The sequence below is a fragment of the Gammaproteobacteria bacterium genome (genome assembly GCA_015709695.1).
In the GTDB taxonomy this organism is placed as follows: Bacteria; Pseudomonadota; Gammaproteobacteria; order Steroidobacterales.
This window is the reverse complement of sequence record CP054183.1, coordinates 2,651,134-2,676,623: the sequence shown is the minus strand read 5'-3', so window position 1 is coordinate 2,676,623 and position 25,490 is coordinate 2,651,134. Positions and strand designations below refer to the sequence as shown.

Sequence of the window (25,490 nt, the reverse complement as noted above, 5' to 3'; positions counted from 1 at the left end):
CCGCATGCATTGACGCTGCGGCCGATTACCGCTGGTCATCGAACCCCGAATATCTGGACATCTGGAGGATGTGCAATGACGCCCGCTGACGTACTGAATCTCATCAAGGAAAAGGAAGCCAAATTCGTCGACCTGCGGTTCACCGACACCCGCGGCAAGGAACAGCACGTGACCATTCCGGCCAGGCTGGCCGATGAGTCGCTGTTCGAGGACGGCAAGATGTTCGACGGCTCATCGATCGCCGGCTGGAAGGGCATCAACGAGTCGGACATGGTACTGATGCCTGATCCCGGCACGGCCCGCCTCGACGTCTTCAGCGAGGATGCGACCATCAACATCAGCTGCGATGTGCTCGAACCCTCGACGATGCAGGGCTACTCGCGCTGTCCGCGCACGCTGGCCCAGCGCGCCGAGGCCTACCTCAAGTCCACCGGCATTGCCGACCAGGCGTTCTTCGGGCCGGAGAACGAGTTCTTCATCTTCGACGACGTCCGCTATGGCTCGACCATCAACAGCGGCTTCTACTCGGTCGATTCCGCCGAGGCGTCGTGGAATTCCAATCGTGCCGAGAAGGATGGCGGCAACATCGGCCATCGTCCGGGCGTGAAGGGCGGCTACTTTCCCGTGCCGCCGGTTGACTCGCTGCACGACATCCGTTCCGCCATGTGTCTGGCGCTGGAGCAGATGGGAATCAGCGTGGAGGTCCACCACCATGAGGTGGCGACCGCCGGGCAGTGCGAGATCGGCGTGCAGTTCGGGCACCTCGTGCAGAAGGGTGACGAAGTGCAGGTCCTGAAGTACGTCCTGCAGAACGTCGCGCACAGCTACGGCAAGACCGTGACGTTCATGCCGAAACCGCTGGTTGGCGACAATGGCAGCGGCATGCATGTCCACCAGTCCCTCGCCAAGGGCGGCAAGAACCTGTTCACGGGCGACCGCTATGGCGGCCTGTCGGAGCTGGCCCTCTATTACATAGGCGGCATCCTCAAGCACGCCCGGGCCCTCAACGCCTTCACGAACCCCAGCACCAACAGCTACAAGCGCCTGGTGCCGCATTTCGAGGCGCCGGTGATGCTGGCCTATTCCGCGCGCAACCGTTCCGCCTCGATCCGCATCCCCATCTCCAGCCCGAAGGGCCGGCGCATCGAAGTGCGCTTTCCTGACAGCACGGCCAATCCGTACCTGGCCTTCTCGGCGATGATGATGGCGGGTCTCGACGGCATCAAGAACAAGATCAATCCGGGCGAGGCCATGGACAAGGACCTCTACGACCTGCCGCCGGAGGAGGAGAAGAAGATCCCGCAGGTGGCTTTCTCCCTCGAGCAGGCCCTCAATGAACTCGACAAGGACCGTGGCTTCCTCATGGCCGGCGACGTGTTCTCCGCCGACATGATCGATGCCTACATCGACCTGAAGATGCAGGACGTCACCAAGGTGCGCATGACCACGCATCCGGTTGAGTTCGAGTTGTACTACAGCCTGTAGGTGTCATGGCGCCGCGCCGCGGGTCTTGACTTAAGGCCCGCGGCGCGCTGGCCCCGCCAGGCACCGGGAGGGTATGCTTGGGGCATGCGAATCGTGCTCTTGCTCGCGCTCCTGCTGGCCCTGCCTGCCGGTGCAACCGATGTCTACCGGTGGGTCGATTCATCGGGCCAGGCCCACTACTCGGACCAGTGGCAGCCCGGCGCGGAAAAGCTGCGCATCACGGATGCACCGGGCTTCTCGACGCCGAAGGCGGGCACGGGCAGCAGCAGCGGGACCGGCGCCACTGGCAAGCAGGCAGCGGCGCCGGCTGCGGCGGCCACCAAGCCACGGTATGAATTGCTGGAGATCGTCAGCCCGGCACAGCAGGAGGTACTTTGGAACATCGCAGGCCAGGTCCGCGTATCGATGCGGGTGAGCCCCGAGCTTCAGCCGGGCAATCACCTGCGCCTGTACCTGGACGGCGTGGCCCAGGATCTTCCGGAGGGGAGTACGGAGACGCAGCTCCAGGACGTGTACCGCGGAGTGCACACGCTGAAAGCCGAGGTGATCGGCAAGAACGAGGCAGTGCTTGGGGAGAGCGAGCCGACGACATTCGTCGTTCGCCAGACTTCCATCGCGACTCCCTGACCAGGATTGCTGACACGGCAGCCACCAGCAGCCTGCCTGCTTCGCTCATCCTCGACGGCCTCACCACGGCGGTGGCCGTGGTGACCGCGGATGGCCATGTCTGCCAGCTCAATGCGGCCGCCGAATCGCTGCTCGGCGTCAGCGCGAACCAGGCCCGCGAACGCCACTTGCCGTCGCTGCAACCGGAGCTGGCGCCGCTCGCCCCGCTGATCGGTCGCGCGGCAGCCACCGGCCAGAGTTACGGCCATGAATTCGCGCTGCATCCTGTCTACCGGCAGGGCGAGGCCATGCAGGTCACGGCACGCGCCACGCCGCTGCGGACCGATCACGGCCTCGTCATCGTCATCGAGCTCATCGATGCCACACAATGGCGGCATATCGACCGCGAGAAGGCACTGATCAGCCAGCACGACGCCAGCCGGCGTGTCATCCACCAGCTTGCCCACGAGATCCGCAACCCGCTTGGCGGCCTGCGCGGCGCCGCACAGCTCCTGGAGCGCGAGTTGCCCACCCCGGAACTGCGCGAGTACACGCGGGTCATCATCGGTGAGGCAGATCGCCTTGCTGCGCTGACCGACAGTCTGCTCGGTCCGGCGCGTCGCCTGCGGCGCGAGCCCGTGAATATCCACGAGGTCCTCGAGCGGGTCCGGACCCTCGTGGCCAGCGAGGTGCCGCCTGGTGTGAAACTGCTGCGCGACTACGATCCCAGCCTGCCGCCCATACCGGTCGACCGCGACCAGATGGTGCAGGCGATGCTCAACATCGTGCGCAATGCCGCCCAGGCGGTCGGCCAGTCCGGGCGCATCACCATTCGCAGCCGTGCGCTGACCAACTGGGTGATCGGCGACCAGCGGCACAAGCTGGTGGCGAACATCGAGATCGAGGACGATGGGCCTGGAGTCGACCCGGAACTGGGGGACTCGATCTTCTATCCGCTGGTCTCCGGCCGCAGCGACGGCACCGGCCTTGGCCTGCCGCTGGCGCAGGAGATCCTCAGCCGCCACGGCGGCCTCATCGAATACCGCTCGCAGCCGGGCGAGACGGTGTTCATGCTGCGCCTGCCAGTGGAGTCCATGGAAGCGCAGCCAGCCTCCGGGAGTGGCAGCACATGAGCGGCGCACCGCTCGATGTCTGGGTCGTCGACGATGACGATGCGGTGCGCTGGGTGCTGGACAAGGCGCTGAAGGCGGCGGGTATCAGCACCCGGAGCTTCGAGCGGGCCGAGGAATTCTTTGCGGCCCTCGGTGAGGCGCGGCCGGACGTGGTCGTCACGGACGTGCGCATGCCGGGTGTGGACGGCATGGACCTGATGCGCCGCCTGGACGCGAGCGGGCTCTCGCTGCCGGTGATCGTCATTACCGCCCACACGGACCTGGACAGCGCGGTGGCGGCCTACCGGGGCGGCGCCTTCGAGTACCTGCCCAAGCCGTTCGACGTGGACGAAGCCGTGAGCCTCGTCTGGCGCGCGGCACGCTCGGTCAACCATGCCGCGTTGACCGAGTCGGCCGAAGGCCCCGTCATGCCCCAGATGATCGGCAAGGCCCCGGCCATGCAGGAGGTATTCCGGACCATCGGCCGCCTGTCACGCTCCAGCATGAACGTGCTCATCACCGGCGAGTCGGGCACCGGCAAGGAACTGGTGGCGCGGGCGCTGCACCAGCACAGCCCGCGCTCGGCCAGGCCCTTCGTGGCGCTGAATACGACGGCGATCGCTTCGGAGCTGCTGGAGTCCGAGCTGTTCGGCCACGAGCGTGGTGCCTTCACCGGCGCCGACGCGCGTCGCATCGGCCGCTTCGAGCAGGCCCACACCGGCACGCTGTTCCTCGACGAGATCGGCGACATGTCCCCCGCGCTGCAGACACGGCTGCTCCGCGTTCTGGCGGAGGGGGAGTTCTATCGTGTCGGTGGGCAACAGCCATTGCGCGTTGACGTGCGCGTCATCGCCGCCACCAATCAGGACCTGAACGTGGCGGTGCGCGAAGGCCGCTTTCGCGAGGACCTGTTTCATCGGCTCAACGTGATCCACATTGCCACGCCGCCATTGCGCGAGCGCCGTGATGACATTCCGCTGCTGGTCGGGCATTACCTGCGCGAAGCAGCCCGCGAACTCGGAACCGAGCCGAAGGCCATGGCGGCCGATGCGCTGGCGCTGCTCCAGGGCTTCGACTGGCCGGGAAACGTGCGCCAGCTGGTCAATGCCTGCCGGCGCCTGACCGTGACCGCACCGGGTCCGGAAATCCAGGTGGCTGATGTGCCCGCAGACCTCGGCGGCAGCAGCCAGCGGCCCTCCGGCACGCCGGAGTGGTCAGCGAGCCTGATGCGCTGGGCCGAGCGGCAGCTCGACAGCGGCGCTGCGGGGCCCCTTCTGGAAAGTGCGCTGCCGGAGTTCGAGAAGGCCCTGATCCGTACCGCCCTGGCTCGCGCCCATGGGCACCGGCAGGAAGCGGCGCGGCTGCTCGGCTGGGGTCGCAACACGCTGGCACGCAAGATCCAGGAGCTGCAGCTCGATTCATAGCCGCACGTGCGGCGCTGCATGTCTGGCCAGGCGGTCTGTCGCCATCTTGCAATTGCCAGCCGTCCAGCCATCATGGCAGGCCCCTCACGCAGGCAGAGGAATCCATGAGCCGCCGGAGCACCACCACAGGCCGGAGCAGGAGCCGCCCGTCACCGGTCAAGGGACGCAATACGCCCAAATTGGGTCGCGCGCGGGTACGGACACCGGACAGCGAGAAGCGTGCACCGCTCGGCGCAGCCTCGTCCAGGACCACGAAGTTGGCGGGGCGCCAGGAGGCACCCGCCGGAATACCCGCCCATATTCGTGTGACAGGCGCCGCCGCCGATCAGGCGGACAAGGACTACCTGCGACGCAAGCTTGGCCGCAAGCTCGGCAAGTTCTCACGCGCCATCCAGCGGGTGAGCGTACGGATCGGGGACATCAACGGCCCGCGTGGGGGAATCGACCAGCGCTGCGTGATCAAGGTGACCCTGGCTGATTTTCCGAGCGTCATCATCGAATCCGACAGCGACTCGCTGCAGGCGGCGATGGACGATGCACTGGCGCGGGTGGAACGTGCCGTCAAGCAGACGGTGCAGCGGCGCCGCTCGAAGCCGCTCAGGTCACGACGGCCAGTGGGCTAGCAGACGTTGCCGGCAGCGGGAGCGGTCGCGTCGAGGCTGCCAACCAGTTGCGCCAGCCCTGACATCTGCATTCGCGTGAGGTACTCGGCCAGGCCGGCATTGATCTTCCGGCAGACCAGCGGATCGTAGAACAGCGCGGTTCCCACGCCGATGGCCGTCGCCCCGGCGATGATGAACTCCAGCGCATCCCTCGCGGTGACGATACCGCCCTGGCCGATGATCGGTATGCCGTGCTTGCGGGCCTGCTGGTATACCTGCCAGGTCTTCAATACCGCGATGGGGCGGATCGCCGGCCCCGAGAGGCCGCCCTGGATGTTGCCCAGCACCGGCCGCCGGGTCTCGACATCCACTGCCATGCCCATGAGGGTGTTGATCACGGCGAGCGCGTCGGCGCCGGCCTCGATGCAGCGGCGGGCGTTCTCCTGGATATCCGTCTGGTTTGGCGAGAGCTTGGCGATCAATGGCTTCTTCGTCGCTTTCCGGCAGGCTGCCACCACCTGTGCCGAGGCATCCGGATAGTTGCCGAAGGAGGCACCGCCCTCCTTGACGTTCGGGCAGGAGATATTGATCTCGATCGCATCGATGGGCGAGTCGTCGAAGCGTCGGCAGACGGCTACGTACTCCTCGATGGTGGAGCCGCAGGCGTTGGCGATGAAGCGGGTTTCGCTCCGGTCCAGCGTCGGCAGGATACGGCTCACCACGGCGTCCACGCCCGGGTTCTGCAAGCCGATGGAATTGAGCATCCCGGAAGGCGTCTCCCAGACCCGGTGCGGGGCGTTGCCCAGGCGCGGGTTCAGCGTTGTGCCCTTGAGGACGATGGCGCCGACATCGCGGTTCGAGAATCCCGCGATGCGCGTGTACTCTTCGCCGAAGCCCACGCAGCCTGACAGCAGCACGATGGGCGATGCGAGCGTCATGCCGCAGAAGCCGGTTGCGAGCCGCGGATCGGCGACGGTATTGCCTGGTGCAGTCAATGTTCGACCTTGTGCTTTTTCAGCCGGAAATCCCGCCAAATACCGGCAACATCATACGCCTGTGTGCCAACACGGGGACGCGCCTGCACCTGGTCGAGCCACTGGGATTCACGCTGGAGGATCGCTATCTGCGTCGTGCTGGCCTCGATTATCACGATATGGCCAGCGTGACCGTGCACCCCGATCTGGCCAGCTGCTTGGCTGGCCTCGCGGGGCAGCGGCTGTTCGCGGTGTCGACGCGCGGGCGGATGTCCCATGCCGCGGTGGTCTTCGCGCCGGGTGATGTGTTCCTGCTGGGACCCGAGACCGCGGGCCTGCCCGGCGAGATCCTCTCGACAGTGCCGCGCGAGCGGGTGCTGCGGATACCGATGAAGCCGGGCAGCCGCAGCCTGAACCTGTCGAATGCGGCAGCCGTCGTGGTGTACGAGGCCTGGCGCCAGCTCGGCTTTCCGGGCGGTGGCTGAAGCGCTGGCCCTCAGGCCGCCGATTCGGGCTTCAGCGCACGGCTCATCAGGGCCGCCACGGCCTCGCCAGGCGCGACACCCTCGTAGAGGATGCGGTAGACCTGTTCGCAGATGGGCATGTCCACGCCGCGGTGGCGGGCAACCTCGCGGACGGCCCGGGCGGCGATGATGCCCTCGCAGACGAAGCCGATTTCCGCTGCTGCGCCGCTGCTGCTCCTGCCGGCGGCAATCAGCAGGCCGGCACGGCGATTGCGCGACTGGTCGTCGGTGCAGGTCAGCACCAGGTCGCCCATGCCGGATAGCCCCATGAAGGTTTCGGCCCGCGCCCCCAGCGCCACGCCGAGGCGGGTCATCTCGGCCAGGCCGCGATTGATCAATGCCATGCGGGCGTTGGCTCCGAACCCGAGGCCGTCGGAAATGCCCGCGCCGATTGCGAGGACATTCTTCACCGCGCCGCCGACCTCGACGCCAGTCATGTCGCTGGAGGTGTAGGCACGAAAGCGCTGGTCCGAGATGCGCAAGGCAAGATCGTCGGCGAATGCCGGATCCGAGGCAGCCACCGTCAGCGCAGTGGGCAGGCCGGCTGCCACTTCGCGCGCGAACGTCGGCCCCGACAGCACGGCCAGCGGCCGGTCCGGGCCCAGCAGCTCGCGTGCCACCTCGTGAGGCAGCTTGCCGCTGGCCTGCTCGAAGCCCTTGCTCGCCCAGGCGACGCGGCTGGTCGGCGCGAGGCACGGGGCGATGGCTGCGACGAGGGTACGGAACGCCTGGCTCGGCACGCAGACCAGCAAGTCCCGATGCCGGCGCACCGCGCGTTCGAGGTCGGGCTCGACCGTCAGGTTGTCGGGCAACCTTGCCGTAGGCAGGTAACGCCGGTTGACGCGCCCGGCAGCCATCTCCCGCAGGGCCGGCGCATCGCGTCCCCAGAGGCTGGTGGCGCCGTTGACCTTCGCCAGTTGTACTGCCAGGGCGGTGCCCCAGGAGCCGGCGCCCAGCACGGCGATGGAGTCGGGTGGTGGTGCCTGGCTCACGGAGCTGCGCCGTGCGTGCGGGTGCTTCAGGCCGATGCGACGCCGGTGCGCTGTGCCTCGGCGTAGTGTGCTTCGAAGTTGATCGGTCGCAGCTGCAGGCGGGGAAAGCCGCCGCGGCTCACCAGCGAGGCAATCAGCTCCCGTGCATAGGGATAGAGCGCCTCCGGCGCACGGGTCCGCAAGAGGGCCATGGTTTCCTCCGACGGGTATCCGCGGATCTCGAACAACCCTCCCTGCTTCACTTCGATGATGAACAGGGACTTGTCGCCTGCCGTGGCATGCACGGTGACGTCCAGGGAGACCTCGAACAGGTCCTTCTCGCGCAGCCGATGACCGCTCTCGACACTGAACGTCAGTTCGGGCTGCTCGTGCCCGAACAGCACGCCGGGGACATGCGGGGATTCGAAGGAGAGATCCCGCAGGAAGACCAGGCGCAGTTCGAAGACCGGGCCGGGCGGACGGGTGTCCGCGGCACCGTTGCCGGAGGTGTTCTCAGCGCTCATGGCAGATCCACTTGCCGATCATCGGCTGATGCCCAGCAGCGGGTCGAGCCCGCCCTGCTGGTCCAGTGCGGAGAGGTCATCGAAACCGCCGACATGGCGGCTGCCGATGAAGACCTGCGGTACGGTCCGCCGGCCGCTGCGCGCGATCATCTCCTCCCGACGGCCATCGTCGCCGGCGATGTCGATCTCCCGGTACGACACGCCCTTGCCCTTGAGCAGGGCCTTGGCGGCCGCGCAGTAGGGACAGGTCGGCTTGGTGTAGATCACGACTTCCGCTGCGTGGTTCACGGGGCTTCCTCAGCTGCGCGGCCGCCCGCTCACCACGGGCAGGTTGTCCCGACGCCAGGCAGTCAGGCCGCCGTCCAGCGCCCAGGTGCTCTCGAATCCTGCCTTGCGCAGGCCGCCGACGAGCCGGACGCTCTGAGCGCCGCTGTCGCAGACGAGGATGACTGGCCGCTTCTTCTTCAGGCGGGATTCCGCGCCGGCCACGAGGTCGCCCGCAGCAAGGTTGATGGCATCGACGATATGCCCACCGGCGAAACTGTCCTTCTCGCGCACATCCACCACGGTGGCGCCCTGGTTGATCAGCATCACCGCCCGTGACGGCGGCACCGCGAGGCCGGCCCGACCGCGCAGCCGGATCTCGTTTGCGATCGCAGCGACGAGCGCCATGAGCGTACCCCCGACGAGAAGCGGGTGGCGCAGGCAGAACTCGATGAATCGGGCCATGTACTCGCGGTGCCTCGTGCAGTGGCGGCGGATTATACCCGCTCGCCGCGCGCTGCTGCCCGGCCGCGGCAGCCCTGTGACAGAATCCGCCATTCACCGGTCACTCCTCCATTCCGCGGCCTCATGACAGCATCCGCCACGCGACCGCCCCGCCAGGCTGCGGGCCTTGCCCCGGCCCTCGTCGTCCTGGCCGCCATGGCACTGCTCGCCGGCGTCGCCGGCGCAGCCGGTACGTCAGCCAGGAAGGCGGAAACCGCACGGGAACTCGATGCCATCCAGGAGCGCATCCGCAATCTGGAGACGGAGATCTCCCGGGCAGCGGCCGGGAAGCCCACGGCAGGCAAGGCGCTGAAGGACGCCGAGCTCGTGGAAGCGGACGCGCGCAGCGCCCTGCAGGGGATTCGCCGCAAGCTGGCCGAGGGGCGGGAGCGGGAGCGCGGGATCCGCGCAGACATGGCTGATGCCGAGGCGGATCTCGCCCGGCATCGCGCGGCGCTGGGCTCGCAACTGCGGCTGGCCTACGCCACCGGACGCGAAGAATGGTTGCGGGTGGCGCTCACGCAGCAGGACCCGGTCGCGCTGTCACGTCGCGTCGTCTATTACGGCTACATCACCCGCCAGCGCGGCAAGCTGCTGCAGGACGTGGAGCAGGAGCTGGCACGGCTGGCCGCCGCTGCCGCCGAACTCGACGCCCAGCTCGCCGAACTGGCGGATCTCGGTGATCGCCAGTCGGCCCGCGTGCGCGAGCTGGCGGCTGCGCGGCAGGTGCGCGCGAAGTCGCTGCAGACGCTGGAGCGCAGCCTGGATAGCCGGCAAGCGAAGCTCGGCCGCCTGCGCGAGGAGGCCAGGGGACTTGCTGCCCTCATGGCACGGCTGGAGCGTGAAAGCCGTGCCAGCACCGCACGACGCACCGCACCTGCACCGGCCCCGGGACCGGCAGTGCAGGTCAAGGACCTGCCGTTGCGGGGACGCGCCATATCGCGCTACGGCCAGCCGCGCGCCGATGGCATGCTACGCTGGGACGGCATGATGCTCGAGGCACCAGCCGGTGCCGAGGTCCGGGCGGTACGCGGCGGCCGCGTTGCCTATGCCGACTGGCTGCCTGGCATGGGGTTGCTGCTGGTGGTGGACCACGGCAAGGGCTACATGAGTCTCTATGGCCACAACCAGGACCTGCTGAAGTCCGTCGGCGACACGGTCGCGCAGGGCGAGGTGATCTCCCGTGTCGGTGACAGTGGCGGGGAGAACCGCTCCGGGCTCTATTTCGAGGTACGCCGCAACGGCAAGCCCATCGATCCGAAGGACTGGGTGCGCTAGCAGGCTGGCGCGGGTGCGCCGCCACTGGCCATGCGCAGCGATGCCCTGTGATATCGTGGCGCGCATGCCACCCGTCCCGGATAGCGCCCGCTGATGTCCGGCAGGACCCGTGGCTTCCTGCTCTTCGGCCTCGGACTCCTCGCCGGCGTCGCGGTCGCCACCGGCGGCAGCGTGCTCGCCGGGCGCGATACGCAGGGCGGCGTGCTGCCCTGGGACGACGTGCGTCTGCTGACCGAGGTCCTCGAGCGCGTCAAGCTCGACTACGTGGAACCGGTCGACGACCACCGGCTGCTGGAAAGCGCCGTGCGTGGCATGGTCACGAGTCTCGACCCCTACTCGCAGTTCCTCGATGCCGACGAGTACGAGGACTTGCGCATCAGCACCACCGGCAACTATTCGGGTGTGGGGCTCGAGGTGAACATGCGCGACGGCAAGGTGCTGGTGGTATCGCCCATCGAAGGCACGCCCGCGGACCAGGCCGGCATCCGCAGCGGTGACGTCATCCTCAGCATCGATGGCCTGGTGGTGAGCAACGACAACATCACCGATGCCATCAACCGGCTGCGCGGGCCGGCAGGCACGAAGGTGAGCCTGACCGTGTCACGGAGCGGGGAGGCCCAGCTGCTGGCCTTCGAGCTGGTGCGGGGCAATGTCGAACTGCACAGCGTCCGCTCGCGGATGCTGGAGCCGGGCTTCGCCTATGTGCGTATCAGCCAGTTCAGCGGCACCACCGGCGCCGATCTGCGCAAGGCCCTGGCGGAACTCACCGGCAGGCGACGCGGCAGCGCATTCCGCGGCCTGGTGCTGGACCTGCGCAACAATCCGGGTGGGGTGCTGGATGCAGCCGTGGAGGTGAGCGATGACTTCCTCGACAGCGGCGTGATCGTCACCGCCAGCGGCCGCGCCAGCGACGCCAGCTTCCGCCACGAGGCCCATGCCGGCGACCTGCTGGCCGGCGTGCCTCTCGTGGTGCTGGTCAATGGTGGTTCGGCCTCCGCTTCGGAGATCGTCGCCGGCGCGCTCCGCGACAACCATCGTGCCACGATCATGGGGGTGCGTACCTTCGGCAAGGGCTCGGTGCAGACGGTGATGCCACTGTCCGGAGGCCGGGCGCTGAAGCTGACCACCTCGCACTATTTCACGCCCTCCGGAGAATCCATCAACGGGCACGGCATCACGCCCGATGTGGTGCTGGAGGGCGCGGGCGCTCCGGCCCAGCCGCCGCAGGCCGATCCGGCGATCGACCAGGCGCTGGCCTATCTCAGGAGTGGCAGGACAAACGCTGCCGATCTGCCAAGCGGGTCGCGGACAGGGCCGCAGGGTACTGGCACCATCCACGACCGGTAAGGCTTTCCTGCCCTCGGGGCAGGGTGGCGGCAGCAGTCCGCCACCGGGAATCACGGACCATGGCAGATTCAACCCCGGGGTCCGACGACGGGACAGGCGGCGTCGGGCTCGCCCGCATCCTGCACGACGGCACCGGAATCGAGATCCTGCTGCTGGTGCTGGTGCTGCTTCATTTCGCCATCCCGGCGGGCGGCATGACCCATCCCGGCCTGTACCTGGGCGCCTGCCTGGCCTACGGTGTGCTGCTCGCGGCAGTGCACCGGTTCCCGGCAGACCGGTCGCGGGACCAGCGATTGCTGGCAATCGTTGCCATGGTGGCGCTGATCACCGCCGTGCTCGCACTGTCCGGTGACGGTCGCGAGAGGCTGGCAGGCCTCTATCTGCTGCCGGTCATCGGTGCGGCACTCACGCTCGGCCGGGGCATGACCATCGCTATCGTTGGCCTGGTCCTGGCAGCAAGGCTGGTGCTGGACTGGCTTGGCATGGGCCGTGAGGCGCCCGGCCTCGCCTCCTCGCTGGCATTGGTCGCCGGGGAGTTGCCGATGCTGCTGGTGGCCCTGGTGACGGCTGCATTGGCTGGGCGCATGGCCGATGCCCGCGAGAAGCTGCAGGTGATGGCCGATCACGACCCGCTGACGGGCCTGCTGACGCTCTCGGCGTTCTCGCAACTCGTCGAGACGGAGCGCGAACGGGCCATCCAGCGCGGCAGCGGCTTTGCCGTGCTGCTGGTGGACATCGACGGCCTGAAGCTGATCAACGCCCGCCATGGCCACGATGCCGGCGATCGCGTGCTCGCCGCGGTGGCCGCAGCCCTTCGGCGCAGCACCCGCTCGGTGGATCTCGTGGCCCGCTATGGTGGCGACGAGTTCCTGCTGTTCGTTTCCGGGGCCGGGCCAGCGGTGGCGAAGGCGGTCGCCAACCGCATCCGCCACAACATCGGCACCACGACCGTGGAAATCGGTGGTGTGCTCCAGCGCGTGACGGTCGGCATCGGCGCCGGCGTGTTTCCGGGTGATGGCCGCAGCCTGCTCGATCTCGGCAATGCGGCCGGGCGCGCCATGGCGAAGGACAAGGACAGACGACGTCCGCCCGCACTCGGCACCGCCACGCCCCCGGCTGCCGCCGCACGCGGCTAGTTCAGCCCGTCATCCGGTCTGCAGTGCGGCGCGGATCCTCTGCGCATGCTCTTCCAGCAGCTTGCCATCGGCCATGCTGCGGCCGTGGCTGCGAAGCGGCTGGCCGGCATAGCGTGGTATGACATGCAGGTGGAAATGGAACACCGTCTGGCCGGCTGCTGCGCCGTTGTACTGCACCAGCATGACGCCATCGGCATTGAAGGCCTGCTTCACCGCGCGCGCCAGCTTCTGGCCGGACTGGATGACGGCGGCAGCCATGGCGGGGTCGAGATCGAAAATGTTCTCTGCCGGGCTCCTGGGCACCACCAGCACATGGCCGTCCGATTGCGGCATGACATCCATGAACGCCAGCGTGCGTTCGTCTTCATGCACCCGGAAGGCGGGGATCTCGTTCCTGAGGATCTTCGCGAAGATGTTGCTGGGATCGTAGGCCATGGACCGCTAGCATAGGTTTGGCCGGCGGGCCGGACAAGCGCCGGAGAGGGCAAGGCCATGAGCGAGCAGCGCACGCGTCCCGATGCCAACCAGTGCTTCGTCTGCGGGCCCGACAACCCGCTGGGCCTGCGCCTGCCCTTCCGCATGGACGGGGAAGCCTGCCGCAGCGAGTTCAGCCCCGGTCCCTTCCACTGCGGCTACGACCGGCTGGTGCATGGCGGCATCATCTACAGCGCGCTGGATGACGTCATGGCCAACTGGCTGTTCCTCCAGGGCATCCGCGGGCACACGGCACGCTGCGAGGTGCGCTATCGCGAGCCGGTCGAACTCGGTGACCGCCTGCTGCTGGAGGGGCGACTGCTCCGGCGCAAGGGGCGGCTGGCCGTGCTCTCGGGCAAGGCAATTCGTGCCGCGGACAACACGCTGGTCGCCGAAGCCGAGGGCACGTTCATGATCGTGGATGGGGGCTGAGCGGCCGGCGGCTCACTGCATCGCCGGTGGCGGTGCCTCGAAGATGCCGATGTCGTAGATGCCGGTGCCGGCACGCAGCGGCTTGACCGTCTTCTGGTACTCGTCGCCCTTCACGAAAGCCTTGAGCTGCTCCATGGTCGGGAACTCGAGGATCACCACCGACTTGCCGTCCAGGCCGGTGCCTTCCAGCAGTTCCACGGTCTTGCCGCGCACGACGTAACGGCCGCCGTGGCTCTTCGCCAGCGCCGCGGACTTCTGCGCGTATTCCTTGAGCTGCGGGGTCATGTTCGTGAACTGGACGACCGAGATGATGTAGGCAGGCATGGCTTCTCTCCGCTGTGGCGCCGGGTGCAAGGGCCGCCATTGTAGGTTCTTCAGGGACTGGAGCGCAGCCCGGCGCGGTAGAGAAGCGCAGCAGCCAGCGCGACCATGGCCAGCCCGGCCAGCGCGCCCGGTTGCCAGGCGTCCGGCACGGCCAGCAGCCCGGTGCTGCCGGTGACGACGATCGGGATGGCGAGCAGGATGCCCACCAGCGCCTCGCCGGTGATGAGGCCTGCGGCGAACAGGGTGCCGGCGCCCGCGCCGCTGTCGGCACGGCCCAGCCGCCGTTGCACCAGCCAGGCGATGAGGCCGCCGACGAAGATCGGCGTATCCACCTCCAGCGGCAGGTAGATGCCGACCGCGACTGCCAGCACCGGCGCGCGGAACGACGCGCCACGGCGCCGCAGCCACTCGTCGAGCAGGATGATGGCAACGCCGATGGCGGCACCCGCGGCGACCATGCCCCAGGGCAGGCCACCACGGAACACGCCCTGCGCCACCGAGGCCATCAGCGTCGCCTGCGGCGCCACCAGTGGCTTCGGGTGCGCAGCGCTCGGTTCGCCGATGCCATAGGCCTGCAGCAGCAGGTTGAGGATCGGCGCCATCACGAACACCGACACCAGCACGCCCGCGGCCAGCGCCAGCTGCTGCTTCCACGGCGTCGCACCGACGAGCTGCCCGGTCTTGAGGTCCTGCAGCAGGTCGCCGCCGAGGGAGGCCGCGCAGCACACCACGGCGCCGATCATGATGGCCGCGGCCGGGCCATTGCCGCTGTCCGGGCCGAGGAGCAGCAGGAGCAGCAGCGACGCCAGCAGCATGGTGGCCATGGTGACGCCGGAGATCGGGTTGTTGGACGAACCCACCAGGCCGGCCATGTAGGCGGCCACCGAGGAGAAGAGGAAACCGGCGACCAGCATGGTGACCGCCATGGCCGCCGCTACCCCGTAGTGCCCGACGATCTGGCCGTAGAGCAGGAAGATCGGCAGCACGCAGGCGGCAATGCCGGCCAGTACCCAGGGCATGGGCAGGTCGCGGTCGCGTGGATCCGGTGCCTGCTCGCGCGAGCGGCGGAACTGCACCAGGCCGCTCCTCACGCCGGAAAACAGCGAGTGGCGGATGGCGACCAGCGCCCAGAGGCCGCCGACCAGCATGGCACCGACGCCGAGGTAGCGGATCTTCCTGGTCCAGATGAGGTAGGCGAGGTCCGCCGGCGGCAGCGCCGCCGTGCCGGAGAATGCCGGGTCGCCAGGCAGGAACCAGGCGGCGTACACCGGGATCGCCAGGTTCCAGGAGATCATGCTGCCGGCAAACACCAGCGCGGCGATGTTCAGGCCGACGATGTAGCCGATGCCGAGCAGTGCCGGCGACAGGTTGGTGCCGAAGTAGGCGATGCCCCGCCCGACATGTCCGGCGATCTGGGCGGTACCCGGCCAGAGTTGCAGGCCGGTTTCGCAGAACTTGATGAACGCTCCCAGCAGGCCAGCCCCCACCAGCGCCCGCAGCCCCTGCCCCGCCCGTTCGCCCACCCGCAGCACCTCGGCGACTGCCGTGCCCTCCGGGAACTTCAGGTCCTGTTCGACGATGAGCGCGCGGCGCAGCGGGATGGTGAGCAGCACCCCGAGCATGCCGCCGATACCGGCAATGGCGGTGACCCAGAGGTAGGGAAAGTGATCCCAGACGCCGAGAAGCACCAGTGCCGGCAGCGTGAAGATCGCCGCCGCCGCCAGTGCCTCGCCGGCCGAGCCCTGGGTCATCACCAGCGTGTTCTCGCCGATCCCGGCGTGGCCAAGCAGGCGCAGCACACCCATCGAAATCACCGCCGAGGGAATGCAGGCGGATACCGTCATGCCGGCAAACAGGCCGAGGTAGGCGTTGGCGGCGCCAAGCAGCACCGCGAGGATGCCGCCGAGGACCAGCGCGCGGACGGTCAGCTCGCGTTGCGCTTGCATGCGGTGTCCTGGCTAGCCGGCATCGCCCATCAGCCGGCGGATGGGTCGTGTGAACACGAGGAAGAGCATTCCGGCACCGGCCGTCATCAGCACGATCTGCAGGTAGAGGCCGGGCATGTCGGCCAGGACGTCATCCTTGAACTGCCCGGCGAACAGTCCCGCGAGGATATTGCCCACCGAAGCCGCGAGGAACCAGATGCCCATCATCTGCCCGACGAAGCGCCGCGGCGCGAGCCGCGTGGTCGCCGACAGGCCCACCGGGCTCAGCGCCAGCTCGCCGAGCGTGTGGAACAGGTAGGTGAAGATCAGCCAGGCCGGCAGCGCCTGCTGGCCGGCCGCCACCAGTGTCGCCGCGCCCAGCATCACGCCGAAGCCGGCCGCGAGCAGCAGCAGGCCGAGGCCGAACTTGGCTGGAGTCGACGGGTTCAGGCCGCGGCGTGCCAGGCCGACCCAGAGGGCCGCGAACACCGGCGCGAAGCTGATGACGAAGACCGGGTTCAGTGACTGGAACCACCCGGCCGGAATCTCGAAGCCGCCGATCATGCGGTCGGTGTAGCGCTCGGCGAACAGGTTGAGGGAAGACCCCGCCTGCTCGAATCCGGACCAGAACGTCGCTGCGCCGAGGAACAGCACGATGATGACCGCTACCCGCTGCTTCTCCTGCCGGTCCAGCCGGCCGAAAAGGAACAGCCAGGTGAAATAGGCGGCGGCGAGGATGCCAATGGCCCAGGCGCTGCCGCGCGCGAGCTCTGCCGGCGTCAGCGGCAGCGTGCCGGTGCCGATCAGCACGGCAAGCACGACGACCAGACCAGTGGCCAGCGCCACGCGGCGCCAGCCCGAGCGGATCAGCGCCGCCTGCACCGGGTCCGTGGCATCCAGCGTCGGATGCAGGCCGACGCTGCCGAGGCGCGACCGGGTGGCCCGGAAAAAGGCCAGACCGATTACCATGCCGACGCCGGCAGCGGCAAAGCCGTAATGCCAGCCGAAGCGCTCACTCTCGCCCAGCGTGCTGCAGATGAGCGGCCCGATGCCGGCCCCCAGATTGATCCCCATGTAGAACAGCGTGAATCCCGCGTCGCGCCGCGGATCGCCGCTGGCGTAGAGCTCGCCCACGACGGCGCTGATATTGGGCTTCAGCAGCCCGGTGCCGGCGATGATGAACAGCAGCCCGGCGAAGAATGTCGGCGTCGCCGGCAGCGCCAGGGTGAAATGCCCGACGGCGATGATGATGCCGCCGATCCACACGGCGCGTTGCGCGCCGAGCAGCCGATCGGCGATCCAGCCGCCCGGCAGGGCCACGATGTAGACCGCCGCGGTGTAGAGCCCGTAGATGGCGGTGGCGGCCTGGTCGTCCAGGCCCATGCCGCTGCCGGCGTCCACCAGGAACAGCACCAGCAGCGCCCGCATGCCGTAGTAGCTGAAGCGCTCCCAGAGTTCCGTGAAGAACAGCGTCCTCAGGCCGGCCGGGTGCCCCGACGGCAACGGCGCCCGGGCGCCGGTCATGCAGCGCTCTTGTCCGTGGAGGCCGCCGCGCCGGAGGGGTACATGAGCCGGGCCATCAGCAGGCCGCCTTCGAAGAGGCCGTACATGGGCAGGGCAAGCATGAACTGCGAGATGACGTCAGGCGGGGTCAGCACGGCGCCGACGACGAAGGAGCCGAGGAAGATGTACGGGCGCTGCCTGCCCAGGGTCTCCGCCCTGACCAGCCCGGTGGCGATGAGCAGCACGGTGGCCACGGGAACCTCGAAGGCAATGCCGAAGGAGAAGCAGGTCAGCAGCGTGAAATCGAGGTAGCTGTTGATGTCCGTCATCATGGTGACGCCCTCGGGCGTCGTCGCCGCGAAGTAGTGGAACACCGTCGGGAATACCAGGAAGTAGGCAAAGGCCACGCCGGTGTAGAACAGGACCACGCTGGACACCAGCAGCGGCACGGCGAAGCGCTTCTCGCGCCGATAGAGCCCTGGCGCCACGAAGGCCCAGACCTGGTAGAGCACCACCGGCATGGCGAGGAACAGCGCCACGAAGAAGGTCGTCTTGATGGGCGTGAGGAACGGCGCCGTGACCTGGGTGGCGATCATCTTCGCACCCTCCGGGAGCTGCTTCATCAGGGGCTGGGCCACCAGCGTGAAAATGCGGCTCGCGAAGGGCAGCAGGCCGATGCAGATCACGGCCACGGCCAGCACTGCCCGCAGCAGCCGCCTGCGCAGCTCGATGAGATGGGACATGAGCGTCCCCTCCTCGAGCACCTCGTCATCAGGAATGTCGCGCCTGTCTCCCGCCATGCCTGCGCGCCAGGGTCAGGGCCGGGCGTCGCCGGGGGGCGCGTGGCTGTCCGGGCCGGCCTGCGTCGCCTCCTCGGCCTGGGCGGATGCCGCCTGCCGTGGAGGAACGTCCTGGGCGGCTTCGCCGTGCGGCTTCAGGTCATCGACGCCGGGACGGCTGTAGTCCGGGGGTGCTGCCGGCGATGGCGGGTCCATGTAGTGGCGCGGATCCACCGCGTTCATTTCTTCCTGGAACTGGCTGCTGAGCATGCGGGCCATGCGGCGTGCCTTGCCGGCCCACTGGCCGACCTGGGCCGCGACTTTCGGCAGACGCTCGGGGCCCAGCACGATCAGCGCCAGCACGAAGATGACCACGAGTTCGGAGAAGCCAACGTCGAACATGCAGGATCAGCCCGTACCGTGCCTGGACCGGGGTGCCCGGGCCGGAATCATGGCGGCATCAGGTCCCGGAAGGGGTCAGCCGGACTTCTTGCCGGCGGTTTCGTTCTGGCGGTTCTCGGTGAAGTCCGCGTCAGCCTGCTTGTTGATCTGCTTGGGTGGCTCGTCCTGGTCGGCCTCCGACATGGCCTTGCGGAAACCCTTCACCGCGCTGCCGAGATCGGTGCCGATGGAGCTCAGGCGCTTGGTACCGAATATGAGCACGGCGATCGCCAGGACGATCAACCAGTGCCAGATGCTCAGAGATCCCATGTCCACGCTCCAGGGGGCACGCCGTGCCCTCGCCAACAGGGCTCAATCATACGGCAAAACATGGCTGCGACCCTGATACCTGCGGCTCGTTCTGGCTGCTGCGCGGCTGCTGGCGGCGCTGTCACGCGTCAGCCCTGGGCGGTGCCCGCAGCATGAAGGTCACCGGGCCCTGGTTGACGAGGCTGACCGCCATGTCGGCACCGAAGCGCCCGGTGGCTACGCGGGGCCCGCGTGCAGCAACCTCTCCCACCAGCATTTCGAAGAGGGTCCGACCGACGTTCGGTTCCGCGGCGGCGGAGAAGCCCGGCCGGTTGCCGCGATCGGTGTCGGCAGCCAGCGTGAACTGCGGCACCAGCAGCAGGGCCCCGCCTGCAGCGCGCACATCGAGGTTCATCTTCCCGGAGGCATCGGCGAACACGCGGTAGGCCACCAGGCGCTCGGCCAGCCGACGAACCTGTTCCGGTCCATCGCCACGCTCGACGGCTACCAGCACCAGCAGGCCGGGCCCGATCGCCCCGACCTCCTCGCCAGCTACCCGGACGCTGGCCTCCGACACCCGCTGCAACAAGCCGATCATGGGCTGCGGAGAATAAGGGGCCGCCCGGGAAAAAGGCAGGGGCTGGCATCGGCAAGCCAGCCGGGCGAGCAAAGATCTGTCAAACAGCATCCCACGAGACGGCCAGCAAGCCGGATTTCAGATACTCATATGAGCAGTATTGCTGCCAGCAAGAGCAGGAACGTATCGTTCATTTCAGCACTTGGATTGAGTGGGCCATACATAATTATGGAAGTGGTGAGATAACTAATAAGTGGGTCCTAGAAGCTATTTATGGCCAAAATAATTCACAATTAGTAGCATATAAATCGCCACTATCTATTCACTCATTATTCCTTTCAAGCGAATTTATCATTGAACCTGGGCAATTCCCGGTCGTTCTGCGGCAAACCGCTCCCGCAAGATGCCGTTGCCACCCGGTACGCCAGCGGTACTCGCGCTGGCAGAATGGCGCCGATGTTGTCGGCGTCGCGCTGGAGACCTGCACATTGCGGTGACGCCCGCTGGCTGGCCGTGCTTTGCGCCGGCCTGCTGGCCCTGGCCGGCTGCCGCGGTCCGACCGGGCAGGAAGCAGCCAGGGCGTCCCCCGAGCCCGACGCTGGCATCAAGACCTTTCGCCACTCGCTCGACCAGGCCCCCTCGTCCCTCGACCCGGTGCAGGCTGCCAATGTCTACGCGAACCATGTGGTGCTGAATGCCTACGACACGCTGTTCGCGTACAAGTACCTCGCGCGGCCCTATCAGCTGAAGCCCAACCTGGCGGACGGCTGGCCGGAGATATCCCCGGACCTGCTGCGCTACCGGATCCGTATCAAGCGGGGCGTGTTCTTCCAGGACGATGCCGCTTTCCCCGCTGGCAAGGGGCGGGAACTGGTCGCCGAGGACTTCGTCTACTCGCTCAAGCGCCAGTTCGACCCGAAGAACCGGCCGCAGGGGGCGTGGTTCTGGCAGGGACGCATCGTCGGGCTCGATGACTGGAAGGCAGCTGGCTCCGACTACGATCGCGAGGTTCCCGGCCTGCGAGCGGTGGACCGTTACACCGTGGAGGTTCGCCTGGTCCGTCCCTATCCGCAGCTGCTGGATACCTTCGCCCAGGGATTCTCGGCAGTCGTGCCACGCGAGGCCGCCGAGCACTACGGGCGCGAGCTGGGAACCCACCCGGTCGGCTCAGGGCCCTTCAGGGTGGTTTCCTATGACAGTTCGCGCGTGGTATTCGAACGCAACCGCCGCTTCCGCCAGGAGCCGGTGGACCTGCAGGCCGAGGGCTACGATCCGGCCACGCAGCGCTACACCGGCGTCGAGCGCATCCAGGGCCGTTCCCCGCCGTTCGTCGACCGCCTGATCATCGACTTTGCCGACGATGACGCCTCGCGCTGGAACTCGTTCATCAAGGGCAACGAGATCCAGGTGACCGGATTGCCGGCGGAAAAGGTGGACGAGGTCCTCGAGTCGCGCGACCCGGTGCGCCTGAAGCCGGAGTTCGCCCGGAAGTACCAGGTGGCCTCCGGCCTCGAGGCCGGCTTCGTCTTCCAGGCGTTCAACTTCGATTTTCCCGAGTTCGGCTACAACCCCGATCCGGTGCGCGAGCGCCGCAACAAGGCCCTGCGCTGCGCCATCATCAAGGCATTCGACTGGGAAGCGCGCAACCGCAGCTGGTACTTCGGCCTGGCGACCATATTCCCGGGCATCATCGTGCCGGTGGTGCCGGAGTTCGACCCTCAGCTGTCGCGGTCCAGCGTAACCCGCGATGTGGCGGGCGCCCGGCGCCTGTTGCAGGAGAATGGCTGGACGGCGGAGACGTTGCCGGTGCTGGTGTACGGGCAGAGTGCCGGGGTCAAGCAGCGGATGTTCTTCGAGCAGTTCCGTGCCGAGCTCATGGACATCGGCTGGCCGCAGGAGAAGGTGGTGCTCAAGCAGTACGCGACCTTCGGCGACCTGGGCCGCGCCTGGAAGGAAAGCCGGCTGCCCATCGTCAGCAAGGGCTGGGGCCTCGATTACCCCGATGCCGAGAATACCCTGCAGCTCTTCTACGGCCCCAACGGCTCGCCGGGCTCCAATGACGCCAACTACCGCAATCCCGCCTACGACCGGCTCTACGAGCAGGCCGCGGTGATGCTGTCTTCGCCGGAACGCACGGCGCTCTACCGCCGCATGAACCAGATGGTCATCGATGACTGCGCGGCCATCACCGGTCTGTCCCGCAAGCGCATCTACCTCTGGCACAAGAATGTCGTGGCGCTGCCGGATCGCGAGATCGTCGGCGGCTTTTTCCTGAGGTATGTCGACGTGCTGCCGGAGGGCGAGAGCGCGCGGCCGCCTGACCTGGAGCCGGCGGGCTGATGGGCATACTGCAGTACGCGCTGCGCCGGCTGCTGGCGGGCCTGCCGCTGCTGCTCGGGGTGACGCTGCTCAGCTTCACCCTGATGGTCTACTTCGGACCCGACAAGACCTTCGACCTGCTGGGCAAGAATCCCACGGCGCAGGAGATCGCCGAGCTCCGCCACCAGCTGGGCTACGACCGGCCGTTCGTCGTGCGTTACGGCGACTACCTGCGGGAACTGGCCACCGTGGACTTCGGCAATTCCGATTCCACGGGCGAGAAGGTGTCGAGCCTGCTGGCGCGGACCATTCCGGTCTCGCTGGCCCTGGAACTGCCGGGGTTCATCCTCGGCAACCTGCTGGGTATCGCCCTGGCACTGCTGGCCGCCTACCACCGCGGCCGCTGGCCCGACAAGCTGATCATGGGCCTGGCCGTCATCGGCATGAGCATCAGCTTCCTCGTCGTGATTTTCGCCTTCCAGATCTGGTTTTGCACCAGCTACGGCCTGGATCTGTTCCCGGTCCGCGGCTGGGGCGCTGCCGACCTGGCCGATTACCTGCGCCACGTCACGGTGCCCACCCTGGCCACGGTATTCGTGGCGCTGGGCTACAACACGCGCTTCTACCGGGCGGTGATCGTCGAGGAGATGGGCCGTGACCATGTGCGCACCGCGCGGGCCTTCGGCGCGGCGCCGGTGCGGCTGTTCTGGTGCGACATCCTCAAGAACTGCGCCATCCCGATCATCACCCGCATCATGTTCACCATCCCCGCCATCGTCATCGGCGGGGCGTTGCTCCTCGAGACGAGTTTCGGCATCCCGGGAGTCGGCAAGGCGGCCTACGAGGCCATCATCAGCGGCGACCAGCCGGTACTGAAGGCCGTGGTGGGGCTGACCGCCGCGCTGTTCGTCATCACGCTGCTGGTGGCGGACATTCTCTACAGGGCAGTGGACCCGCGGGTGTCCCTGGAATGACCGCGGCAAACTCCAGCCTGCCGGCAGCCGGGCCGCCGCGCGCGTCACTCTGGCGAAGCGCCCTGTACAAGCTGCGGCGCGACCGGGCGGGCCTCTTTGGCCTGGCGGTGGTGCTGGTGTACCTCCTTGCCGCCGTCGGTGCCTGGTCTGGCTGGTGGGCCAGCGACTGGGCGCTGATCACCGGTACCAAGTGGGGGCCGGTATCGGCGCAGCACTGGTTCGGCACCAACATCATCGGCCAGGACATCTTCCAGCGTGCCATCTACAGCACCGGGACCGCCTTCCAGGTGGGCCTCGTGGTTGCGCTGCTGGCCGTCACCCTGGGAGCATTGCTGGGCGCGGCCGGCGGCTTCTTCGCCGCCACCTGGATCGACGAGGTCGTGCTCTGGCTCATGGGCGTGCTGGATGCCATGCCCTTCTACCTCATGGTGGCGGCAATAGCCTTCGCCATGGCCGACAATCCCTATGCCATGCACGTCGCCATGGTCTCGACGTTCTGGACCACCACCGGCCGGCTGGTGCGCGGCGAGGTCATCAAGCTGCGCGAGCTGGAGTTCGTCGAGGCGGCGCGCGCCATCGGCGTGCCGCCAGCGACCATCATTTTCCGGCACATCCTGCCGAACACCTTCCACATCCTGCTGGTGCAGCTGACGTTGTGCTTCGTCGATGCCATCAAGGCGGAGGTGGTGCTCAGTTTTCTCGGGCTGGGGGTCAAGGACGGCATGAGCTGGGGCCTGATGATCAGCGAGAGCACGCTCGAGTTCCTCGCCGGGCATTTCAACAACCTCATCGTCGCCTCGGCGCTGCTGTTCGGCCTGGTGTTCGCCTTCAACATGCTGGCCGATTCGCTCCAGGACGCCCTGGACCCGAAGCAGGTGGCCTGAGCCGATGAATCCGCCGTCCCCGCTGCTGTCAGTGCGCGACCTCACCGTGGAGTTCGACACCATGGCCGGCCGGGTACGGGCCGTGGATGGCGTGGGATTCGACGTCTTCCCGGAGGAGAGCCTCGCGCTCGTGGGCGAGAGCGGCTGCGGCAAGACCGTCACCGGGCTGTCGATCCTGCGGATGGTGCCGCAGCCACCCGGCCGCATTGCCGCTGGCAGCATTTGCTTCGATGGCCAGGAGCTGCTGGCCCTGCCCGAGCGCGGCATGCGCGCGGTGCGCGGGCGTGACATTGCCATGATCTTCCAGGAACCGATGACGGCGCTGAACCCGGTGTTCACCGTCGGTGCGCAGCTCACCGGCGTGATCCGCCGTCATCAGCGGCTGTCGAGCCGCGAGGCCCGCGCGGCGGCGCTGGCGTTGCTCGAGCAGGTCGGCATCCCGGAGCCGGGCCGTCGCATCGACGAGTATCCCCACCAGCTTTCTGGCGGCCAGCGCCAGCGTGTCGGCATTGCCCGGGCGCTGGCGCTGAACCCGGCGCTGATCGTCGCCGACGAGCCGGTCTCGGCCCTCGACGTCTCGGTGCAGAGCCAGGTGCTGAACCTGGTGGCGCGCCTGCAGCGCGAGCATGGCATCGCCTTCCTGTTCATCAGCCATGACCTCGCCGTGATCCAGCACGTCAGCGACGAGGTGGCGGTCATGTACCTCGGCCGCATCGTCGAGACCGGGCCGGCCACCGGCCTGTACCGCGAGCCGCAGCATCCCTATACGCAGGCCTTGCTGTCCGCCGTGCCGGTGCCCGATCCCACCCGCCGGCGCCAGCGCATCGTGCTGGCCGGTGAGGTTCCATCGCCGGCGAATCCCCCATCGGGATGCGCCTTCCACCCGCGCTGCCCGCGTGTCCGCGAGCGCTGTCGCCACGAGCGGCCGGAACTCGCTCCCGCGGCTGGTGCGCCCACCGCCGTGCATGTTGCCTGCCATTTCCCGGGACCGGCGGGAAACTGAGCCGGGGAGGTGACCCTGCACTGCCGCTGCAGAGGCGCAGGGATCGGTAAACTGCCCCGATCATGGCGGCATATGAACTGCGGGTGTCGACCCGCCGGCGCACGCTGGCGCTCGAGGTGCACCGCGATCTGCGGGTGATCGTCCGCGCGCCCGCACGGCTGGACCGCGGCATCATCGACGCCTGGGTCGCCGGGCGAAGCCAGTGGATCGCCCGCCAGGTCGAGCGCTTCCGGCGACTGGACCAGGAGCGGCCAGCCCCGCCCCGGTACGTTACGGGCGAGACGCTGCCATTCCTCGGCAGGGACTTCCGGCTCGAGGTGGCTGCCGCCCCGCGCCCGGCCGTCTGGCTGGCTGGCGATACCCTGCAAGTCGCGACACGCGGCGGCATGGGCGGCGAAGCCGCGAGGCGCGTCCTCGAGCGCTGGTACCGGGAGCGGGCCACAGGGATTTTCGCCGCGATCCTCGAGCGGAACTTCGCGTGGTTCGCCGCCCGTGGCCACGTCCGGCCCGAGGTGCTCGTCCGCCGCATGACCCGCCGCTGGGGCAGCCTGTCCGGACCCGTTCCCGGGTCGGAGCGTCGGGACCCGCGAAGCGTCGCGCCGCGGCGCATGACCCTGAACCTCGCGCTGGTCCGCGCGCCCCGGGAGTGCATCGAGTACGTGGTGGTCCACGAGCTCTGCCATCTCGAGCAGCGTGGCCACGGCCGCCCCTTTCATCTGCTCATGGACCAGCGGCTCCCGGACTGGCGCGAACGCAGGCGGAGGCTGGAGTCGGCCGTTCTCCCGGGCTGAGTGTCGGGCAGCGTCGGCGGCGGTCGGCTCGCAGTGTCCCGGCGGTGTGAGCGCCGCTTGCCCG

General features: G+C 68.0%; 28 protein-coding genes. 15 read left to right on the top strand and 13 right to left on the bottom strand.

Features of this window, described 5'->3' with window-relative positions; translation table 11 throughout:
- Positions 1 to 75: 75 nt before the first annotated feature.
- The 5 genes from glnA (at position 76) to HRU81_12390 (ending at position 5,250) form a co-directional block, all read left to right on the top strand.
- Positions 76 to 1,485 (top strand): glutamate--ammonia ligase, encoded by a 1,410-nt coding sequence (gene glnA / locus HRU81_12410; GenBank protein ID QOJ32850.1) that lies wholly within the window; start codon positions 76 to 78, stop codon positions 1,483 to 1,485.
- Positions 1,486 to 1,584: 99 nt separating this feature from the next.
- Positions 1,585 to 2,112: a DUF4124 domain-containing protein gene (locus tag HRU81_12405; GenBank protein ID QOJ32849.1), complete on the top strand. Its 528-nt coding sequence runs from the start codon at positions 1,585 to 1,587 to the stop codon at positions 2,110 to 2,112.
- Between the two features lie 32 nt (positions 2,113 to 2,144).
- Positions 2,145 to 3,224: a PAS domain-containing protein gene (locus HRU81_12400; protein QOJ33401.1), complete on the top strand. Its 1,080-nt coding sequence runs from the start codon at positions 2,145 to 2,147 to the stop codon at positions 3,222 to 3,224.
- Positions 3,221 to 4,627: a nitrogen regulation protein NR(I) gene (ntrC, locus tag HRU81_12395; protein ID QOJ32848.1), complete on the top strand. Its 1,407-nt coding sequence runs from the start codon at positions 3,221 to 3,223 to the stop codon at positions 4,625 to 4,627. Before HRU81_12400 ends, ntrC begins: the two co-directional genes overlap by 4 nt.
- Before the next feature lie 305 nt (positions 4,628 to 4,932).
- Positions 4,933 to 5,250 (top strand): HPF/RaiA family ribosome-associated protein, encoded by a 318-nt coding sequence (locus HRU81_12390; GenBank protein QOJ32847.1) that lies wholly within the window; start codon positions 4,933 to 4,935, stop codon positions 5,248 to 5,250.
- Here the strand turns inward: HRU81_12390 and HRU81_12385 are convergent.
- Positions 5,247 to 6,224: a dihydroorotate dehydrogenase gene (locus HRU81_12385; protein QOJ32846.1), complete on the bottom strand. Its 978-nt coding sequence runs from the start codon at positions 6,222 to 6,224 to the stop codon at positions 5,247 to 5,249. The two genes, HRU81_12390 and HRU81_12385, sit on opposite strands and share 4 nt — an antisense overlap.
- On the opposite strand from HRU81_12385, the gene HRU81_12380 reads away from it, so the two are divergent.
- Positions 6,224 to 6,688 carry a tRNA (cytidine(34)-2'-O)-methyltransferase gene (locus HRU81_12380; GenBank protein QOJ32845.1) on the top strand — a complete coding sequence of 155 codons (465 nt, stop codon included), beginning with the start codon at positions 6,224 to 6,226 and terminating at the stop codon, positions 6,686 to 6,688. The genes HRU81_12385 and HRU81_12380 overlap by 1 nt on opposite strands.
- Before the next feature lie 11 nt (positions 6,689 to 6,699).
- On the opposite strand, the gene HRU81_12375 is transcribed toward HRU81_12380, so the two are convergent.
- The 4 genes from HRU81_12375 to HRU81_12360 are packed head-to-tail and all read right to left on the bottom strand — an operon-like array spanning position 6,700 to position 8,951.
- Entirely contained in the window at positions 6,700 to 7,719 is a 1,020-nt protein-coding gene (locus tag HRU81_12375) for an NAD(P)-dependent glycerol-3-phosphate dehydrogenase (protein QOJ32844.1), read from the bottom strand.
- Between the two features lie 26 nt (positions 7,720 to 7,745).
- The gene (gene secB, locus HRU81_12370; GenBank protein ID QOJ32843.1) at positions 7,746 to 8,222 is read right to left on the bottom strand and encodes a protein-export chaperone SecB; all 477 of its coding nucleotides are present in this window, start codon (positions 8,220 to 8,222) and stop codon (positions 7,746 to 7,748) included.
- 18 nt (positions 8,223 to 8,240) lie between these two features.
- Entirely contained in the window at positions 8,241 to 8,510 is a 270-nt protein-coding gene (gene grxC, locus HRU81_12365; protein QOJ32842.1) for a glutaredoxin 3, read from the bottom strand.
- A 9-nt stretch (positions 8,511 to 8,519) separates the two neighbouring features.
- Positions 8,520 to 8,951 (bottom strand): rhodanese-like domain-containing protein, encoded by a 432-nt coding sequence (locus HRU81_12360; GenBank protein ID QOJ32841.1) that lies wholly within the window; start codon positions 8,949 to 8,951, stop codon positions 8,520 to 8,522.
- 123 nt (positions 8,952 to 9,074) lie between these two features.
- Between HRU81_12360 and HRU81_12355 the strand changes: the two genes are divergently transcribed.
- From HRU81_12355 to HRU81_12345, 3 genes are all read left to right on the top strand, one after another.
- Complete coding sequence (locus HRU81_12355) at positions 9,075 to 10,268, top strand: peptidoglycan DD-metalloendopeptidase family protein (protein ID QOJ32840.1); 1,194 nt, start codon at positions 9,075 to 9,077, stop codon at positions 10,266 to 10,268.
- 93 nt (positions 10,269 to 10,361) lie between these two features.
- Positions 10,362 to 11,615 (top strand): S41 family peptidase, encoded by a 1,254-nt coding sequence (locus HRU81_12350; GenBank protein ID QOJ32839.1) that lies wholly within the window; start codon positions 10,362 to 10,364, stop codon positions 11,613 to 11,615.
- 59 nt (positions 11,616 to 11,674) lie between these two features.
- Positions 11,675 to 12,751 carry a GGDEF domain-containing protein gene (locus HRU81_12345; protein QOJ32838.1) on the top strand — a complete coding sequence of 359 codons (1,077 nt, stop codon included), beginning with the start codon at positions 11,675 to 11,677 and terminating at the stop codon, positions 12,749 to 12,751.
- 9 nt (positions 12,752 to 12,760) lie between these two features.
- Here HRU81_12345 and HRU81_12340 read toward each other — a convergent pair whose 3' ends face one another.
- Entirely contained in the window at positions 12,761 to 13,186 is a 426-nt protein-coding gene (locus tag HRU81_12340; GenBank protein ID QOJ32837.1) for an HIT family protein, read from the bottom strand.
- A gap of 57 nt (positions 13,187 to 13,243) precedes the next feature.
- Here HRU81_12340 and HRU81_12335 point away from each other — a divergent pair, with 57 nt between their 5' ends.
- Entirely contained in the window at positions 13,244 to 13,657 is a 414-nt protein-coding gene (locus tag HRU81_12335) for a PaaI family thioesterase (protein ID QOJ32836.1), read from the top strand.
- A 12-nt stretch (positions 13,658 to 13,669) separates the two neighbouring features.
- Here the strand turns inward: HRU81_12335 and HRU81_12330 are convergent, their stop codons facing one another.
- From HRU81_12330 to HRU81_12300, 7 genes are all read right to left on the bottom strand, one after another.
- Positions 13,670 to 13,981 (bottom strand): DUF1330 domain-containing protein, encoded by a 312-nt coding sequence (locus tag HRU81_12330; protein ID QOJ32835.1) that lies wholly within the window; start codon positions 13,979 to 13,981, stop codon positions 13,670 to 13,672.
- Positions 13,982 to 14,031: 50 nt separating this feature from the next.
- Positions 14,032 to 15,927 carry an oligopeptide transporter, OPT family gene (locus HRU81_12325; GenBank protein ID QOJ32834.1) on the bottom strand — a complete coding sequence of 632 codons (1,896 nt, stop codon included), beginning with the start codon at positions 15,925 to 15,927 and terminating at the stop codon, positions 14,032 to 14,034.
- A gap of 12 nt (positions 15,928 to 15,939) precedes the next feature.
- The gene (locus tag HRU81_12320) at positions 15,940 to 17,430 is read right to left on the bottom strand and encodes a peptide MFS transporter (protein ID QOJ32833.1); all 1,491 of its coding nucleotides are present in this window, start codon (positions 17,428 to 17,430) and stop codon (positions 15,940 to 15,942) included.
- Positions 17,427 to 18,209 (bottom strand): twin-arginine translocase subunit TatC, encoded by a 783-nt coding sequence (gene tatC, locus HRU81_12315; protein ID QOJ32832.1) that lies wholly within the window; start codon positions 18,207 to 18,209, stop codon positions 17,427 to 17,429. Before tatC ends, HRU81_12320 begins: the two co-directional genes overlap by 4 nt.
- A gap of 15 nt (positions 18,210 to 18,224) precedes the next feature.
- Positions 18,225 to 18,590, bottom strand: coding sequence for a twin-arginine translocase subunit TatB (gene tatB, locus HRU81_12310; GenBank protein QOJ32831.1), 366 nt, complete (start codon positions 18,588 to 18,590; stop codon positions 18,225 to 18,227).
- Positions 18,591 to 18,665: 75 nt separating this feature from the next.
- Entirely contained in the window at positions 18,666 to 18,899 is a 234-nt protein-coding gene (gene tatA, locus HRU81_12305) for a Sec-independent protein translocase subunit TatA (GenBank protein ID QOJ32830.1), read from the bottom strand.
- A gap of 121 nt (positions 18,900 to 19,020) precedes the next feature.
- Positions 19,021 to 19,476 (bottom strand): D-tyrosyl-tRNA(Tyr) deacylase, encoded by a 456-nt coding sequence (locus tag HRU81_12300; protein ID QOJ32829.1) that lies wholly within the window; start codon positions 19,474 to 19,476, stop codon positions 19,021 to 19,023.
- Positions 19,477 to 19,911: 435 nt separating this feature from the next.
- Here HRU81_12300 and HRU81_12295 point away from each other — a divergent pair, with 435 nt between their 5' ends.
- The 5 genes from HRU81_12295 to HRU81_12275 all read left to right on the top strand — a co-directional run bounded on the left by HRU81_12295 (position 19,912) and on the right by HRU81_12275 (position 25,426).
- Positions 19,912 to 21,795 (top strand): hypothetical protein, encoded by a 1,884-nt coding sequence (locus HRU81_12295; GenBank protein ID QOJ32828.1) that lies wholly within the window; start codon positions 19,912 to 19,914, stop codon positions 21,793 to 21,795.
- Complete coding sequence (locus HRU81_12290; GenBank protein ID QOJ32827.1) at positions 21,795 to 22,748, top strand: ABC transporter permease; 954 nt, start codon at positions 21,795 to 21,797, stop codon at positions 22,746 to 22,748. The genes HRU81_12295 and HRU81_12290 overlap by 1 nt, the downstream gene beginning before the upstream one ends.
- The gene (locus tag HRU81_12285) at positions 22,745 to 23,632 is read left to right on the top strand and encodes an ABC transporter permease (GenBank protein QOJ32826.1); all 888 of its coding nucleotides are present in this window, start codon (positions 22,745 to 22,747) and stop codon (positions 23,630 to 23,632) included. The genes HRU81_12290 and HRU81_12285 overlap by 4 nt, the downstream gene beginning before the upstream one ends.
- Positions 23,633 to 23,636: 4 nt before the next feature.
- The gene (locus HRU81_12280; protein ID QOJ32825.1) at positions 23,637 to 24,635 is read left to right on the top strand and encodes an ABC transporter ATP-binding protein; all 999 of its coding nucleotides are present in this window, start codon (positions 23,637 to 23,639) and stop codon (positions 24,633 to 24,635) included.
- Positions 24,636 to 24,697: 62 nt separating this feature from the next.
- Positions 24,698 to 25,426, top strand: a complete 729-nt coding sequence (locus HRU81_12275) for a M48 family metallopeptidase (GenBank protein QOJ32824.1) — start codon at positions 24,698 to 24,700, stop codon at positions 25,424 to 25,426.
- The last annotated feature ends 64 nt before the right edge of the window (positions 25,427 to 25,490 follow it).